The organism is Nocardia sp. NPDC005746 (genome assembly GCF_040630785.1).
GTDB lineage: Bacteria > Actinomycetota > Actinomycetes > Mycobacteriales > Mycobacteriaceae > Nocardia.
In genome coordinates this window covers 194,967-209,689 of the sequence record NZ_JBEXYE010000011.1, presented here as the reverse complement: position 1 = coordinate 209,689, position 14,723 = coordinate 194,967, and the positions used below count along the sequence as shown (strand labels likewise).

General features: G+C 66.8%; 17 protein-coding genes. 7 read left to right on the top strand and 10 right to left on the bottom strand.

Annotated features, from left to right (window positions below):
* Positions 1-2: 2 nt before the first annotated feature.
* Positions 3-965 (bottom strand): prolyl aminopeptidase, encoded by a 963-nt coding sequence (gene pip / locus ABZ412_RS22210; protein ID WP_357283215.1) that lies wholly within the window; start codon positions 963-965, stop codon positions 3-5.
* A gap of 138 nt (positions 966-1,103) precedes the next feature.
* On the opposite strand from pip, the gene ABZ412_RS22205 reads away from it, so the two are divergent.
* Together ABZ412_RS22205 and ABZ412_RS22200 are read left to right on the top strand one after the other, a co-directional pair.
* The gene (locus tag ABZ412_RS22205; protein ID WP_357283085.1) at positions 1,104-1,679 is read left to right on the top strand and encodes a chorismate mutase; all 576 of its coding nucleotides are present in this window, start codon (positions 1,104-1,106) and stop codon (positions 1,677-1,679) included.
* Between the two features lie 273 nt (positions 1,680-1,952).
* Positions 1,953-2,858, top strand: a complete 906-nt coding sequence (locus ABZ412_RS22200; RefSeq protein WP_357283214.1) for a dioxygenase — start codon at positions 1,953-1,955, stop codon at positions 2,856-2,858.
* A 149-nt stretch (positions 2,859-3,007) separates the two neighbouring features.
* Here the strand turns inward: ABZ412_RS22200 and ABZ412_RS22195 are convergent, their stop codons facing one another.
* From ABZ412_RS22195 to ABZ412_RS22180, 4 genes are all read right to left on the bottom strand, one after another.
* Positions 3,008-3,661, bottom strand: a complete 654-nt coding sequence (locus ABZ412_RS22195) for a hypothetical protein (RefSeq protein WP_357283084.1) — start codon at positions 3,659-3,661, stop codon at positions 3,008-3,010.
* Between the two features lie 95 nt (positions 3,662-3,756).
* On the bottom strand, positions 3,757-4,182 hold the full coding sequence (locus tag ABZ412_RS22190) for a hypothetical protein (protein ID WP_357283082.1): 426 nt from the start codon (positions 4,180-4,182) through the stop codon (positions 3,757-3,759).
* A 40-nt stretch (positions 4,183-4,222) separates the two neighbouring features.
* Entirely contained in the window at positions 4,223-4,498 is a 276-nt protein-coding gene (locus ABZ412_RS22185) for a hypothetical protein (RefSeq protein WP_357283081.1), read from the bottom strand.
* Positions 4,499-4,648: 150 nt separating this feature from the next.
* The gene (locus ABZ412_RS22180) at positions 4,649-5,146 is read right to left on the bottom strand and encodes a hypothetical protein (protein ID WP_357283079.1); all 498 of its coding nucleotides are present in this window, start codon (positions 5,144-5,146) and stop codon (positions 4,649-4,651) included.
* Positions 5,147-5,213: 67 nt separating this feature from the next.
* On the opposite strand from ABZ412_RS22180, the gene ABZ412_RS22175 reads away from it, so the two are divergent.
* The 3 genes from ABZ412_RS22175 (at position 5,214) to ABZ412_RS22165 (ending at position 6,759) form a co-directional block, all read left to right on the top strand.
* Positions 5,214-5,819, top strand: a complete 606-nt coding sequence (locus ABZ412_RS22175; protein ID WP_357283078.1) for a hypothetical protein — start codon at positions 5,214-5,216, stop codon at positions 5,817-5,819.
* Between the two features lie 44 nt (positions 5,820-5,863).
* Positions 5,864-6,283 carry a VOC family protein gene (locus tag ABZ412_RS22170; RefSeq protein ID WP_357283212.1) on the top strand — a complete coding sequence of 140 codons (420 nt, stop codon included), beginning with the start codon at positions 5,864-5,866 and terminating at the stop codon, positions 6,281-6,283.
* A gap of 65 nt (positions 6,284-6,348) precedes the next feature.
* The gene (locus ABZ412_RS22165) at positions 6,349-6,759 is read left to right on the top strand and encodes a hypothetical protein (protein WP_357283077.1); all 411 of its coding nucleotides are present in this window, start codon (positions 6,349-6,351) and stop codon (positions 6,757-6,759) included.
* Between the two features lie 145 nt (positions 6,760-6,904).
* On the opposite strand, the gene gnd is transcribed toward ABZ412_RS22165, so the two are convergent.
* Genes gnd through tal form a run of 4 tightly spaced genes read right to left on the bottom strand, consistent with a single transcriptional unit; the run spans position 6,905 to position 11,661 of the window.
* On the bottom strand, positions 6,905-7,897 hold the full coding sequence (gnd, locus tag ABZ412_RS22160; protein ID WP_357283075.1) for a phosphogluconate dehydrogenase (NAD(+)-dependent, decarboxylating): 993 nt from the start codon (positions 7,895-7,897) through the stop codon (positions 6,905-6,907).
* Positions 7,898-7,931: 34 nt separating this feature from the next.
* Complete coding sequence (fgd, locus tag ABZ412_RS22155) at positions 7,932-8,936, bottom strand: glucose-6-phosphate dehydrogenase (coenzyme-F420) (protein WP_357283073.1); 1,005 nt, start codon at positions 8,934-8,936, stop codon at positions 7,932-7,934.
* Positions 8,933-10,546 carry a glucose-6-phosphate isomerase gene (pgi, locus tag ABZ412_RS22150; protein ID WP_357283072.1) on the bottom strand — a complete coding sequence of 538 codons (1,614 nt, stop codon included), beginning with the start codon at positions 10,544-10,546 and terminating at the stop codon, positions 8,933-8,935. The genes fgd and pgi overlap by 4 nt, the downstream gene beginning before the upstream one ends.
* Complete coding sequence (gene tal, locus ABZ412_RS22145; protein ID WP_357283070.1) at positions 10,543-11,661, bottom strand: transaldolase; 1,119 nt, start codon at positions 11,659-11,661, stop codon at positions 10,543-10,545. The genes pgi and tal overlap by 4 nt, the downstream gene beginning before the upstream one ends.
* A 156-nt stretch (positions 11,662-11,817) precedes the next feature.
* Between tal and ABZ412_RS22140 the strand changes: the two genes are divergently transcribed.
* A complete protein-coding gene (locus ABZ412_RS22140) occupies positions 11,818-12,675 on the top strand; it encodes a DeoR/GlpR family DNA-binding transcription regulator (protein WP_357283069.1) in 858 nt (285 codons plus the stop codon).
* A 20-nt stretch (positions 12,676-12,695) separates the two neighbouring features.
* On the opposite strand, the gene ABZ412_RS22135 is transcribed toward ABZ412_RS22140, so the two are convergent.
* Positions 12,696-13,049, bottom strand: a complete 354-nt coding sequence (locus ABZ412_RS22135; RefSeq protein ID WP_357283067.1) for a VOC family protein — start codon at positions 13,047-13,049, stop codon at positions 12,696-12,698.
* A gap of 645 nt (positions 13,050-13,694) precedes the next feature.
* Between ABZ412_RS22135 and ABZ412_RS22130 the strand changes: the two genes are divergently transcribed.
* Positions 13,695-14,657, top strand: coding sequence for an MHYT domain-containing protein (locus ABZ412_RS22130; RefSeq protein WP_357283066.1), 963 nt, complete (start codon positions 13,695-13,697; stop codon positions 14,655-14,657).
* Positions 14,658-14,723: the final 66 nt, after the last annotated feature.

Here is a 14,723-nt window from a genome sequence, read left to right as displayed (position 1 = left end):
GCCTAGCTGATCGGATCGGCGTCGGGCTGCGCGAAGCGGGAGATGGCGTGGGCGAGTGCCTCGCCCATGGCGGGGCTCCCGGTGTGGCCGGAGTCGTCGATGATTCGTAGGCGGGCGTCCGGCCAGACCTTCGCGAGTTCCCACGCCGTTTCGACCGGGGCGCTGAGATCGAGGCGGCCATGGATCAGTTCGCCGGGGATCCCGGCCAGCCGCCAGGCCTCGCGCAGCAGCACACCCTCGTCGAGCCACGCCGCGTGCGCGAAGTAGTGCGTGCAGATCCGGACGAAGGCGAGCGTGGCGTCGTCCGGCTTGGCGCTGTACTGCCCTGGGCTGCCCAGGGATTCGTGCGCGATCACCGCGTCCTCCCAGCGACACCACTCGATCGCGGCGCTGCGACGCGTCTCCGGGTCCGGGTCTTCCAGCAGCCGGCGGTAGCCCTCGACCAGGTCACCGTCGCCGGGCACCGTGGCCCGGAATCGCTCCCACTCGGCGGGCAGCAGCCGCGCGAGATCGCGGTACAGCCAGTCGATCTCGCGGCGGCGGGTGCTGGTGACGCCGACCAGCACGATCCCGGTGACCCGTTCCGGGTATCGCTCGGCGTAGGCGAGGACGAGCGTCGAGCCCCAGGAGCCGCCGTAGAGGAGCCAGCGGTCGATGCCGAGGTGGGTACGAAGCCGCTCCATGTCGGTGATCAGGTGTTCGGTGGTGTTCACCGCCATATCGGTGCCCGGGTCGGCGGCGCTCGGAATGCTCCGTCCGCAAACGCGCTGATCGAACTGCACGATCCGAAAAATGTTCGGATCGAACGATTTCCGCGGCCCCGGGCTGCTTCCACTGCCAGGCCCGCCGTGCACCACCAGCGCCGGCCTACCCGCCGGGTTGCCGCTGGCACACCAGTACACCTGGTTTCCGTCGCCGACCTCGAGCAGTCCGTCGGCGTACGGGTCGATCGGGGGAAAGAACATCGGCACGGATGCCGAGGCTAGCCGACGAACGGGACGAACTCGAGCTATCGCGAACCAAGACTCACCACGCCGACCCTGTCATCGACCAGGTGCTTCTTGTCGCCCGGGTAGCGTGGGCGCGTGAGAAGCACCAGGGCTATGAGGAATCTGGCGACTGCGGCTGCCGCGGCGATAGTTCTGTTGGCGGGGCAAGGCGGTGTGGCCGAGGCGGACGCCGGGAGTGCGGAGCGGCTGGTGGGGTTGCTTGCGGAGCGGCTCGCTACCGCGGACACCGTCGCGGTGATCAAATGGGAGGCCGCGGTTCGGGATGGGGGTGAGCCGGCGATCGATGATCCGGGGCGGGAGGCGGCGATCTATGACGCGATGGCTCAGGCGGGGGCGGAGCGGGGGCTGCCCGGGGGTCTGGTGCGGCAGGTTTTTCAGGGGCAGATCGAGGCCAACAAGTTTGTGCAGCGGGGGTTGGTGACGGAGTGGCGGTATGGGCTGGCGGTGGCTGGGGTCCCGGGTATGGATCTCGCGGATGTGCGGCCGGTGATCGATGGGCTGAATACCGCGATACTCGCCGAATTAGCGTCTGAACGAATGGAATTGGCTGCGGTCGATTGTCCGGCGCGGGTCGCGGCGGGAGTGGTCGACATCGCCGGGAGCAAGCGGCTCGACGCGCTGCATGCTGCGGCGTTGGTGCGGGCGTCGACGCCTGTGTGCGACGGCTGATCGTTCGGCCGACCCGCATAGGATGCGCCCTCGACCGCCGCCCACCCGCTTCGAGCACTCTGTACGAGGTTCCGGCCGAGAGCGGGTGGTGCACCTGATCCGAGAGCTACGGCAGCTCTCGGCTACTTCACAGTTTCGCCCGAGGTCGAGGCGGCGCGGGGCTCCATACGGTTCGACATCGAACAGTGAGGACGACGAAAGAGGTCTGCGGTGGAACAGCATTCCGACGGTGGTCACGAGCGGCATGAGCACGATCTCGGGCTGGCGCACGATATGCGGGTGATGAATCGGCGGCGCGCGTTGTGGGCGGTCGGGGCCGCGGGTGTCGCGGCGGTGGCGGCCGGTTGCTCGCGCAGCGCCGGATCGGACGCGTCGGCGACGAGCGCCACCACGTCGGTGACGAGCGGCTCCGGTGGAACCGCCGCCGCGCCGCAGGAGACCGCGGGGCCTTATCCGGGTGACGGCTCGAACGGGCCGAACGTGCTGATCGAGTCCGGGGTGGCGCGTTCGGATATCACGACCAGTTTCGGCTCGTATTCCGGTGTGGCCAACGGTGTTCCGATGACGCTGACGCTGAATCTGAAGGACCTGACCAAGAGCGGGGCGGCCGGGGCGGGCATGGCCGTCTACGTCTGGCACTGCGACCGCGACGGCAACTACTCGCTGTACAGCAGTGGAGTCACCGATCAGAACTATCTGCGCGGTGTGCAAGTGGCCGACGCGAGCGGCGCCGTCACCTTCACCTCGATCTTCCCCGCCTGCTACTCGGGCCGCTGGCCGCACATCCACTTCGAGGTCTACGACTCGCTGAGCAGCGCGGTCGCGGGCGAAAATGCCCGTCTCACTTCGCAGATCGCATTGCCACAGGACGTGTGTACCTCGGTCTACGCCTCCGACTCCGGCTACTCGCGCAGCATCTCCAATATGAGCGGTGTATCGCTGTCGTCCGACAATGTCTTCGGCGACGGCTGGGATGCCGAACTCGCTACGGTGACAGGCACCCCCTTCTCGGGGCTGAAGGTCTCGATCACGGTCGGCGTTGCCGCGAAGTCGCAGCATGCCCAGTCCGGCAATGGTTCCGGGCAGCCGCCGAGTAATGGCCCGGAACAGCGTGGCGTGCGAGGTCCCGACGGCAATCCGCCGGAGACCGGTATGGGCGGCACGCCGCCGCACCCCTGAGCGTGGATATATTCTCCAGCAACCCCTTTCGCCGACTCACACCACGATCGCATGCGGCGCGAGCCGGTCGGATCCAGGGCCAGGCGCGGAGGGCTCCGTGCTCGGTGAACCAAAGAAGCGCAGCGGGATGCCGATCCGCCGACCAGAGGTCAGTGACGTAGCAGAGGACGCCCTTCGAGCGCGGCTGCCCAGAGCGTCTTCGCGGCATCTTCGGCGTCACCATCCAGGAACTCGGGCAGCAGGATGTCGGCCGCGTCATCCGCGTCCGCGTCCTCGAGGTAGTCGCCGTCGGACACGCGCAGACGCCGGGCCTTCAGATCCCCGTTGAACGCGACTTCGCCCCTGTCCCAGGTTTCGAGCCAGGCGCCCGCGGATGTCGCGCCGTGGACGACGAGTAGCCCCATGTCGGAGAGTTCCGTCATCAGCAGGCCCCCGATGGTGAGTGAGCCGCCGATGAACAGATTGCTGTCCATGAGGCACATGAGGTGCTGTGCGGTGACCGAACCGGTGACATAGAGCGGCGTGTAGACGTCTCCGTTCAGCATGCGCATCGGACCGTTGACCGTCAGGTCGCCGTCGATCACGTACACGGTGTCCGGTGCCAGATCGGGGTCGTTCCCGATCGACAAGGGCCCGTCGATGGTGAGGTCACCCTGGTGGACGAAGAAGCACTCCGGTTCTTCTCCGAAGACTTCCTCCAGGTCCTCCACGCGGGTGTCACTGGCTTCGCCGATGTCGTAGCGCTCCGCCGCCTCGGACAGCGGTACCGATTCCCAACGTGTGGACCATTGTTCGAAGGACACCTGACTCCTCGCGTTCTATTCGATCCCGATTGCTGTGTAGCACAGCACAACTCACCCATTGAGTCTTGCATACCTCGATGCTCGACCACCCAGCCTCACGATCCCCAGAAGATTCTCCAGGTTCCGCCTTCCTCCTGGTCGATGCCTTCGAAGAAGACGTGATGCACGTCGATGCCGCCGAACCACTGCGACTGGGGGCGAGTACGCCGTTCCGTTTCGGTGATAGCGGCCACCAGGTCACGGACGGTGAACCACTTGCCGTTCGGCGCCCGGTGGGCGACGGGTTCACCCTCACCCTGCAGATTCAGCATGGCCGATTCCAGAACCACACGGTCGAGCTCATCAGCGGTCATGTCACGAAAGTTGTTGTCCTCGAATACCTCCAGCGCGAACGAGAGCTCTTTGATCTCCGCGGTCGCTTTCGCCCGCTGATTCGAGAGGTTCGCCGCGATGTCTATCGTCGGCTCGGACAGCTCGATCGACAGCGTTCCGGACAACCCGTTGAAGAACTCCAGTGACATGCGGGCATGGTCGCATGGCGCACCGACATATCGGCTCGGGTCAGCGCCTCATCGCCGCAAGGGTTCTGGAGTCCGCGGGGTCGGCGGTGGCCAACGCGTCGGCGACCGGGATGCCCCGGCGTTCGGCCAGCCTCAGCCGCTCGCGAACCTCACGCGGAGTACGCGGGCGGTAGCCGGGACCGGTGCCGCAGCAACCGCCGTAGAAGGTCAGACCGGAGTCGAGGACAGCGGTGAGGGCTCGCCACCCGGCCGTGTCGGCTCTTCTGGGCACCTCGAGGTGCGGCCCCGCGTCGATGAGCTCCCCGGCACATCGCACACACCAGCCCGAATCGACTCCGATTGACCCCTTATAGGAGACCCGGCAGTGCAGGCAGACGCGATGTGTCCGGCTCGGGTAGATGCACATGCCGGCACCGTACGCAGCCGAACCCATCTCGGTCGAGCCATTTGCCATGAAGCGAATGACTCAGTCCTTCGGCGGTGTTTCCTTGTCGTCGCCCTGGGGAAAGAGGTGGTCGAAGCCGATGGCGAAGGAGTTGTCGGTGGGGTCGACCATGAGGTCGAAGGTGTGGCCTCGCGTCAGGCCGGAGTGGTTGTCGAGGGTGCAATCCGCGGTGAAGGGGTCGAAGGTGGGTCCGGTGATGCGGATTGTCAGGTCGGCTGTGTCCGGGTTCTCGCCGCCGGGGTGAATCTCGTTGACGGAGAGGACTTCTCCGGTGCCGGGGACTCCGACTGTTTGGAATCGTCGCTCTGCTCGGCGCCATTCGTAGGTGCTGGCGACCAGAACCAGGCCGATCGGGAAGGTGAAGACGCCGGCACATAGGCCGTCGGCCCACCCGTCGCCGGTCAGTCCGAGGATGGGGCCTATCAGCGTGAGGGCGGCGCCGGTGGTGTAGGTGAATACGCCGGCGTAGGGGCCGATGAGTTCGACCTGTCTCGGTCCTTCGTTCTTGCCGCGAGCCATTTCAGTTGCAGCGTAGCCGGTGAGGCAGCAGGACGGATGTGTCGTAGGGGTGCGTTTGGATGGTGAGGTGAGCGAGATGATGCGGCGGCTGCCCGAGATTCAGGTGCTTCGTGACCGTTGCCGGGCCATGGCGATGCTCGATGCGATCCTCAGCCCGGAGTGGGAGTACCGGTACTACTCCTTCGACTCCAGATGGGGTGAGGGCGAGGAGGTCGCGTCGATGCGGAACGGATCGGGGGATGACTGGTTCATAGTCTTCAGTGGTGCGGGGGCTTATGGGCGCGGGTTCGATCACGAAGCCCCCGACGCGCCGGAGGTGCTGCAGGCGGTTCCGAGAGTCTTCGAAAGCTACGTGACGGAACCTGCTTTCGCCGCTCATGACGGGGCACCGCGTGCGACCGTGTGCTTCTGGCGTGAGGCTGCCGACTCCGAGTGGGGTGCGGCGGTGTCCGATCGGGGCGGGGAAGGCTTGTTCGAGCTGCTGATCGAAGGGACGCCGCAGGCATACCAGCGATGGGCTGAGGACTATTACGAAACCACCGTGGGCCTTTCCGAGGTAGAGCACGTGTATGCGCTGCGACCGTTGACGCCGGCTGTGGTGGCTCGTCTCAATCCCGAGGTCGAACTGGCCGATCTCGACGCCGATATCGCCGACATCGGTTACCCGCGTTGAGAAGGTGACGCTCGGTGTCGGAGTACGCGGTTAGGGTGCCGGGCATGGGATACGAGTTTCAGGTCGTCGTGGACTGTTCCGATCCGCACACGCAGGCCGACTGGTGGGCGGAGGTGCTCGGGTGGGAGGTCGAGCCGCAGGATGAGGGGTTCATTCGGAGCATGGTCGAGCAGGGACATGCGACCGAGGAGGAGACGACCACGCATCGGGGGAAGCTGGTGTGGAAGGTCGGTGGGGCGATTCGGCATCCGGAGCGGCCGCGGGTGCTGTTTCAGCTTGTGCCCGAGGCGAAGACGGTGAAGAACCGGATGCATCTGGACATCCGGGTCGGCGAGGAGAAGCGGGCGGCGGAGGTTGAGCGGCTGATCGGTCTGGGCGCGAAGGTGCTGCATGATGGGAGGCAGGGACCGTTCACGTGGGTGACGATGGCCGATCCCGAAGGGAACGAATTCTGCGTGGCCTGAGCTGCGGCTGGCTACCATCAAGAGCGATTCTTCCCGTGGCAGTTGATGTTTCAGGAGGTTGAGCGATGTTAGTCACCAGGTGTGCGGCGGTCGCGGTCGTGGGGGCCGCGATGACGCTGCTGGGATCGGGCCCGGCGAGTGCCGCCCAGGAGGACGAGTTCATCACGCTGAATTCCGTGGTGACTTCCACACCCGATGGCTTGAATGCCACCGGAACCTATATGTGCGACGGCGGAATCGGATATCTCGATGTTTCCGCGCAGATGGGCACCAGCGGCAGCGGCACGATCCAGCTGACCAGCTCGCCGCCGGGAGTGACCCTGCAATGCTCGGGTCGGGTCGAGACCTGGTCCGTGACGCTGAAGCCGACCAATGGTCTGCCCGTGCTCGTGCCGTACACCGAAGGCACCGGCAAAGCCCAGCTGAACCGCAAGTACTGGAAGACCGACTCCGGTCAGGTGGCCCTCCACCTCTGAGCACCCGAACTATCGAGGTGCTGTCGTGAGAACTCTGCCAGGACGCGGGTCGGATTCGGCTGAACCCTGAGCTTCTGACCACGTCCGTGCATCGCCTCGGGGCTGGTTCAGCGGCGACCAGCCGAAATCTCGCTTCCAGCCGCCGTCATTCGGCGAATACGCGTTCAGTGTGGCCGCCGAAGGCTTTTCGCATGGCGGACAAGGATTTGTTGGCGTACGAACCTCCGTCGCGGGAGGCGAAGCGGGAGTACAGGGCGGTGGTGAGGACGGGGACGGGGACGGCCAGGTCGATCGCGGTCCGGGCGGTCCAGCGGCCTTCGCCGGAGTCGGGGACGTGGCCGGTGAATTCGGTGAGGTCGGGGTCGGTGTGGAGGGCGGTGGCGGTGAGGTCGAGGAGCCAGGAGGTGATGACGCTGCCTCGGCGCCAGAGTTCGAGGAGCTCGGGGACGTCGAAGGCGTAGGAGGGGTCGGTGGACGAATCGGGTTCGGCTATACCGGTTCCGGCGGCGCGCAGGATGGACATGCCCTCGGCCAAGGCCGCCATCTGGCCGTATTCGATGCCGTTGTGGATCATCTTCGCGAAGTGACCCGCGCCGGACGGGCCGCAGTGGAGGTAGCCCTGTTCGGCGGGGGTGGGAATGCCGTCACGGCCGGGGGTGCGTGGGGCGGCGTCGATGCCGGGGACGAGGGTGCGGAAGACGGGGTCGAGGCGTTCGACCGCTTCGGCAGGGCCGCCGATCATGAGGCAGAAGCCACGGTCGAGGCCGGAGGTGCCGCCGCTGGTGCCCACATCGAGGTAGTGGATGCCGTGGGTGGCCAGGGATTCAGAGCGGGCGACGGCGTCTCGGTAGAAGGAGTTGCCGCCGTCGATGACGACATCACCTTCGGTGAGCAGCGGCGTCAGGTCGTCAACGACCGTGCCGGTCAGCTCGGCGGGGACCATGATCCAGACCACGCACGGTTTCGGCAGGACCGCAACCAGTTCCGGGAGGGAGGCGGCGGCGGGGATGCCGTCGGCGGCCAGGGTAGCGACGGCGGCGGGGTTGGGGTCGTAGACCGTGCAGGTGTGGCCCGCGCGGACCAGCCGACGGGCCAGGCCGGAGCCTATTCGGCCCGCGCCGACCATTCCGATATGCATGGTGAGATCCTTCGGGGCGGAGATCGGTGGTGGCTCAGCCGAGTTCGCGCAGGCGCGGAAGAAGATCGGTGGCGAACTGGGTGAGGAACCGTTCCTGGTCGTGGCCGGGGCCGTGGAAGACGAGGTGGTTCAGGCCCGCGTCGAGGTACGGCTTGATGCCGGCGATCGCCTCGTCCGGATCGGAGGCGACGATCCAGCGCTTGGCGACCTGCTCGATGGGGAGCTGGTCGGCGAGGGCTTCCATTTCGACGGCGGAGTCGACGCTGCGCTTCTGCTCGGGGGTCAGCGACAGCGGGGCCCAGAAACGCGTATTGGCCAGGGCCAGTTCGGGGTCGCGGTCGTAGGAGAGTTTGATCTCGATCATCTTGTCGATGGTCGAGGGGTCGCGCTGGGCGGCGGCCGCGCCTTCGGCGACGGCGGGCATGAGCTTGTCGTTGTAGAGCTCCATACCTTTGCCAGAGGTGCAGATGAAGCCGTCGCCGGTGCGGCCCGCGTACTTGGCGACGACCGGGCCGCCCGCGGCGATGTACACGGGGACCGGCTGCTCGGGGCGGTCGTAGATATTGGCCTTCACGGTGGTGAAGTGCTCACCCTCGAACGACACGTCGGATTCGGTCCAGAGCTTGCGCATCAGGGTGACGGCTTCGCGCAGGCGGGCGAAGCGTTCCTTGAATTCCGGCCATTCCCGGCCGGAGACCGCGATCTCGTTGAGCGCCTCACCGGTGCCGACACCCAGCATGACGCGCCCGTTGGACAGCAGCGACATGGTGGCGAAGGCCTGGGCGATGACGGCGGGGTTGTAGCGGAATGTCGGGGTGAGGACGCTGGTGCCGATCTGGACACGGCTGGTGCGCTCGGTGACGGCCGACATCCACGACAACGCGAACGGCGCGTGCCCGCCATTGTGCCGCCAGGGCAGGAAGTGGTCGGACACGACCACGCTGTCGAGGCCCAATTCCTCGGCGCGCACGGCATATTCGACGAGGTCGCGGGGGCCGAACTGCTCGGCGGAGGCCTTGTAGCCGATCTTCAGGGTCATCGCTGTACCGCTTTCTCAGGGTGATCGGCCGCCTTGCGCAGGCGGCGGTAGCGTTCGATGAGGGCATTGGTCGAACTGTCATGTGACAGTGCGGATCCGGACTCGATGTCGTCGACAAGGCGTGTCGCGAGGATCTTTCCGAGTTCGACGCCCCACTGGTCGAACGAGTTGATGTTCCAGATCCATCCCTGCGTGAACACCTTGTGCTCGTACAGGGCGACGAGCGCGCCCAGCGAATAGGGGGTCAGTTCATCCAGCAGCAGGGTGCTGCTCGGCCGGTTGCCGGGAAACGCGCGGTACTCCCCCGCGTCGTCGCCGGCGCGACCGAAGGCCAGCGCCTGCGACTGGGCGAACAGGTTCGCCATCAACAGGTCGTGATGCCCGGTCAGGTCATGGGCGGGCGTGAGGACGCCGATGAAATCGCAAGGGACCGTGATGGTTCCCTGATGCAGCAGTTGGAAGAAGGCGTGCTGGCCATTGGTGCCGGGCTCGCCCCACACGATCGGCGCGGTGCCGACACCGACCGGATTCCCGTCACGATCGGCAGACTTGCCGTTGCTCTCCATCTCGAGCTGCTGCAGATACGCGGGCAGCCGCGCGAGCCGCTGATCGTAGGGCAGCACCGCGTGCGTCTGGGCGTCCCAGAAGTTGCGATACCAGATCCCGAGCAGCCCGAGCAGGATCGGCAGGTTGCGATGCGCCGGCGCGGTGCGGAAGTGGACGTCCATCGAATGCGCGCCCGCGAGGAACGACCGGAACCGCTCGGCGCCGATCGCGATCATCACCGACAGTCCGATCGCCGAGCTCAGCGAGTAGCGGCCGCCGACCCAATCCCAGAACTCGAACATATTGGCCGGATCGATGCCGAAGGACGATACCTCCGAGGCGTTCACCGACACCGCGACGAAATGCTTGGCCACAGCGGCAGGATCGTCGAGCGCGTCGATCAGCCAATCCCGGGCCGCCCGCGCATTGGCGAGCGTCTCGACCGTGGTGAACGTCTTCGACGACACCACGAAAAGCGTGGTCGCCGGGTCGAGATCGTGCAGCGCCCGGGTCAGATCATGCCCGTCCACATTGGCGACGAATCGCGATTCCAGTGTGCCCGTGCCGTATTCACGCAGCGCCAGGCACGCCATCGCCGGTCCGAGATCCGAACCTCCGATCCCGATATTGACCACCGCCTGAATGGGCTCCCCTGTCGCCCCACGCCACTCCCCCGACCGAACGGCCTGCGCGAATCCCGCCATCCGCTCGAGGGTGCGCTGCACGGCGGGCACGACATCGACGCCGTCGACCTTCACCACCGCGTCCGCGGGCGCACGCAACGCCGTGTGCAGCACCGCGCGCCGCTCGGTGACATTGATCGGCGCGCCGGTGAACATCGCCTCGATACCCGCGGGCAGGTCACGTTCGGCGGCGAGTTCGACCAGTAGGTCGATGGTTTCACCGGTGACCAGATTCTTCGAATAGTCCAATACGATCCCGTCGTGCTCGACGGTCATCGCCGGACCCCGATCGGGCGTCCGCCCGAACAGCTCCGAGATCCGCTCTCCCGCAAGCTCTTCGCGGTGCGCGGCCAGCCGCGCCCACGCCGGGGAGCCGGTCATCCCCGCACCGCGGCACCGCGGTCGGCCAGCGCCGATTCGACGCCGGCGATCAGCTCACGCCACGCCTGCTGGAACTTGGCGATGCCCTCCCGCTCCAGCTTGGCGGAGATGTCGTTCATGTCGATGCCGAGCGCGTCGAGCTCACCGAACACCCGGTGCGCGTCGTCGTAGCGGCCGGTGACCTGGTCTCCGACCACCTTGCCGTGATCGATGACGGCCGCGAGAGTCGGCTCGGGCACGGTGTTCACAGTCCCGGGCGCGACCAGATCCACCACGTACCGGGTGTCGTCGTAGGCGGGATCCTTCACCCCGGTCGATGCCCACAACGGCCGCTGCGGCCGCGCCCCCGCCGCGGCCAGCGCCGCCCAGCGCTCCCCGCGCAGCGTCTGCTCGAACGCCTCGTAGGCGAGCACCGCGTTCGCGATCGCGGCACGGCCACGCACCGCCCGCGCCGCATCAGTGCCCAGCGCGTCGAGCCGGACATCGACCTCGGAGTCCACTCGTGAGATGAAGAACGATGCGACAGAGGCGATCCGGGCGATGTCGTGCCCGTTCTCGCGCGCCAGCTCCAGCCCGGCCTGGAAGGCATCGAGCACATCCCGATACCGCCCGAGCGAGAAGATGAGTGTCACGTTGACGCTGATCCCGCGCCCCAGGATGGCGGTGATCGCGGGCAGTCCGGCGGGTGTGGCCGGAACCTTGATCATCAGATTGGGCCGGTCGACCAGCCATGACAGCAGCACCGCTTCGCTCACCGTGTGATCGGTGTCGTGCGCCCACGCCGGATCGACTTCGAGGGAGACGTAGCCGTCGAGACCGTCGGTCGCGGTGTACACCGGCCGCAGCACGTCACAGGCGGCCCGCACGTCCCAGCTGGTGAGGATGCGTGCGGCGTCCGCGGTGCCCAGACCGAGTTGCGCGAATTCACGCAGCTGCGTGCCGTACTGCTCGGACCCGCGCAGTGCGGCCTCGAAGATCGCCGGGTTGGTGGTCACGCCGGTGATGCCCCGCTCGACCCATTCGGCCAGTCCACCGGATTCGATCCGGCCGCGGCTCAGGTCGTCCAGCCAGAGGGAGACACCTTCTCGGGCGAGGAGCTGCAACGGATCACTCATACGAATACCTCTGCCATACACAGTCTGCGATTGCTCGTTTTCGAGCAGATGTTGCACGAAATCATGCAGCCGGGGCTGATTACTGTCAATGTTTCGCGCAGGATCGCGTACCATCCGAGACGGCGACGATGGCTCGACAACCCTTCAGGAGGTCCGTTGCTCTCCAGCACCCGCCGGCGTCAGATCCTCGACAGGCTGACCACCGACGGCTACGTCGAGGCGAAGGAATTCGCCCGCGAGCTCGGAGTGGACACCTCGACCATCCGCCGCGACCTGGAAGCGCTCGAACGCGACGGCCAGATCCAGCGCACCCACGGCGGCGCGCGGCCCATCCCGGGCGTCACCTCGGATCTGCCGTATTCGGCGAAGAGAAACTCACGGCTGCAGGAGAAGTCGGCCATCGCGCGCGTGGCCGCGGGCCTGGTCACCGACGGCGACACGGTGATCCTCGACAGCGGCTCGACCACCTACGAGGTCGCGGTCGCCTTGAGCCGCCGCGAGAATCTCACCGTCATCACCAATGATCTGCGCATCGCCGAGTATGTCGCGGGCCTGCAACGCTTCCGGCTGCTGGTCGCGGGCGGCGAACTGCTCGGCTCGGTCTACACCCTCGCCGGTGACCGCACGGTCGAGTTCTTGCGCGACTACGTGGCGGACTGGGCATTCCTGGGCGCGGACGCGGTGGACGTGGACGCCGGGATCACCAATACGAACACCCTCGAGGTTCCGGTCAAGCGGGCGATGATCGCGACCGCGCGCTCCACCGCCGTGGTCGTCGACAGTTCGAAGTTCGGCCACCGCGCCCTGGCCCGGGTCGCCGGGCTCGACGAGATCCACACCCTCATCACCGATCACGGCCTCGACGAGGAGGCCGCGAAACCCTACGGCGACCATCTGATTCGGGCCGACGTCACCAGGCCGCCGCGACCCAAGCCCTGGCCGACCGTCGCGGCGGCGGCCTCCCTCGCCTCGCGCGGCAAGACCGCGCCCGAGTCAGGCGAGGCGACGGAGTAGTTCGGTGCGGTGGTCGGCGGTCACTTCGGCAGCGGGCTGTAGAAGACCAGACCGTTGCCCTTGTTGTCGTAGACGACCGCGCGACGCTCGTGCGCGTCGTTGTAGGGCGCGGTCACGATGCCGCCGCCACCGGCCTCGATCGCCTTGGCCGCGGCGTCCACGTCCGCGGTCTTGATGCCCACGACCACCTGCCCGTGGATCGGGTGGTCGACGGCGGTGGCCAGCGCCAGGGTGATGGGCCCGCCGTCGATCGCCGCGAAATGCGCGCCGTCGCGGAACTTCAACGGCATGCCCAGGGTCTCGGTGTAGAAGCTGATCGACTCGTCCAGGTCATCGGTGGACAGGATGATCATCTTCACTTCGTGGTCGCTCACTACAGCCTCCTGATCGGTTCCGGCCGGGTGCGCACCCGGCACGGTCCCCCTCATGATGACCGTTGCGCGCCACCGGCATCGGACAGCGACACGCGTGCGGGGGCTGCCGGTTCAGGCGGTGGCGGCGCGCGCGGCGATGAGGGCCGCGAGTTCGGCGGGGCGTTCCTCGGGGATCCCGTGGGTGGCGTCGAGGATCTCGCAGGTGAACGGCGCCGCCATGTAATCGGAGGTGAGGGCGGCGGACTGGCCGCGCGGCCGGGCCGGGGGCGAATAGCCGCGCCGCGTCGGCGCGATGGTGGCCCCCGGGCGGTGAACGAAGGGTTACCTGATCGGCACGCTACGCGACGCGATGCGGCGTCGCGGTGAAAGCTGTTCGCCGACAATGCTGCCGAATGATAACTACGCCACAGAATTTGCCCAGTCGTCATGCGTATGGCGCATGATTCGAATCTGTCGCACCAGTCAAAGTCGCACGGGGACATGACATTCCGGCAACCAGTAGGTTGCTGCCCACCCGGAAACGTCCCAGCCGGAATTAATTTAGATGAAACATTCCCTTTCAATTTCCCAATTCGAATCATGCCCGGTAGTGTGCCCCCGTCGCGACTGCGATTGCGAAACCCCTGTTCTGGCAATGGAGTTCGAGTGCTGGAAATTCACCACTTCAGCTATGGATGGATCACCCCCATCCTGGCCTACATCATGTCCGTCACCGGATCGCTGCTCGGTCTGCGGTGTACGGCGCGTGCTCGGGCAGGGGACGGGCGCGGCGGCTGGCTCATCTCGGCGGCGATCGCGATCGGCGGCACCGGCATCTGGGTCATGCATTTCATCGCGATGCTCGGCTTCAGCATTCGCGGTGCCGTGATCCGCTACGACGTACCGCTCACCCTGCTCAGCGCCCTGATCTCGATCCTGGTGGTGTGGGCCGGGTTGTTCGTGGTGGCGCGCGAGCCGTTCGGCCGCTATTCGCTGTTCGCGGGCGGCGCGGTCACCGGCCTGGGCGTCGGCGCGATGCACTATTCGGGCATGTACGCCATGAAGTCGGACGCCATGATCGGCTACGACGTCTGGATCGTCACCCTGTCGATGGTGATCGCGGTGGTCGCGGCGACCGTCGCGCTGTGGTTCACCCTGGTCATCACCGGCATCTGGGCGACCATCGGCGCGGCCCTGATCATGGGTGTGGCGGTGTGCGGCATGCATTACACCGGCATGGCGTCGATGAACGCCCACCACATGGACCACGCCGAGACCCCGCACGGCGCGGGCGCGATGGAGCTGCTGGCGCCACTGATGATCAGCGTCAGCATGGTGACGCTGGTGCTGCTCATCCACGTCGGTCTCACCGAGGTGGACGAGCGGTCGATGATGCCCGGTCCCACACGGCCCATGCCGGAAACCCGGCCCGCCCCCGAACACCGGCCCGGCTGGTCGCTGCAAGCCGGCTCGGCGGCCGCCGCGCACGGCTCGGGCCAGGACGAACCCGTACCGCACGACTACCGGACGGCGGGGCTGTATCCGCCCGCCGCCGACTATCAGGCGCCCGGCCGCCACGAGATGGCCGTCCCCGGCAACTGGCATTCGGACCGCTACCGCGCGGGCTGAGCCCGGCCGGGCAGGCTGAGAACCACCTGCCCGGCAGCCTGAGAATCACGGGTCGCGTTCGCTGAG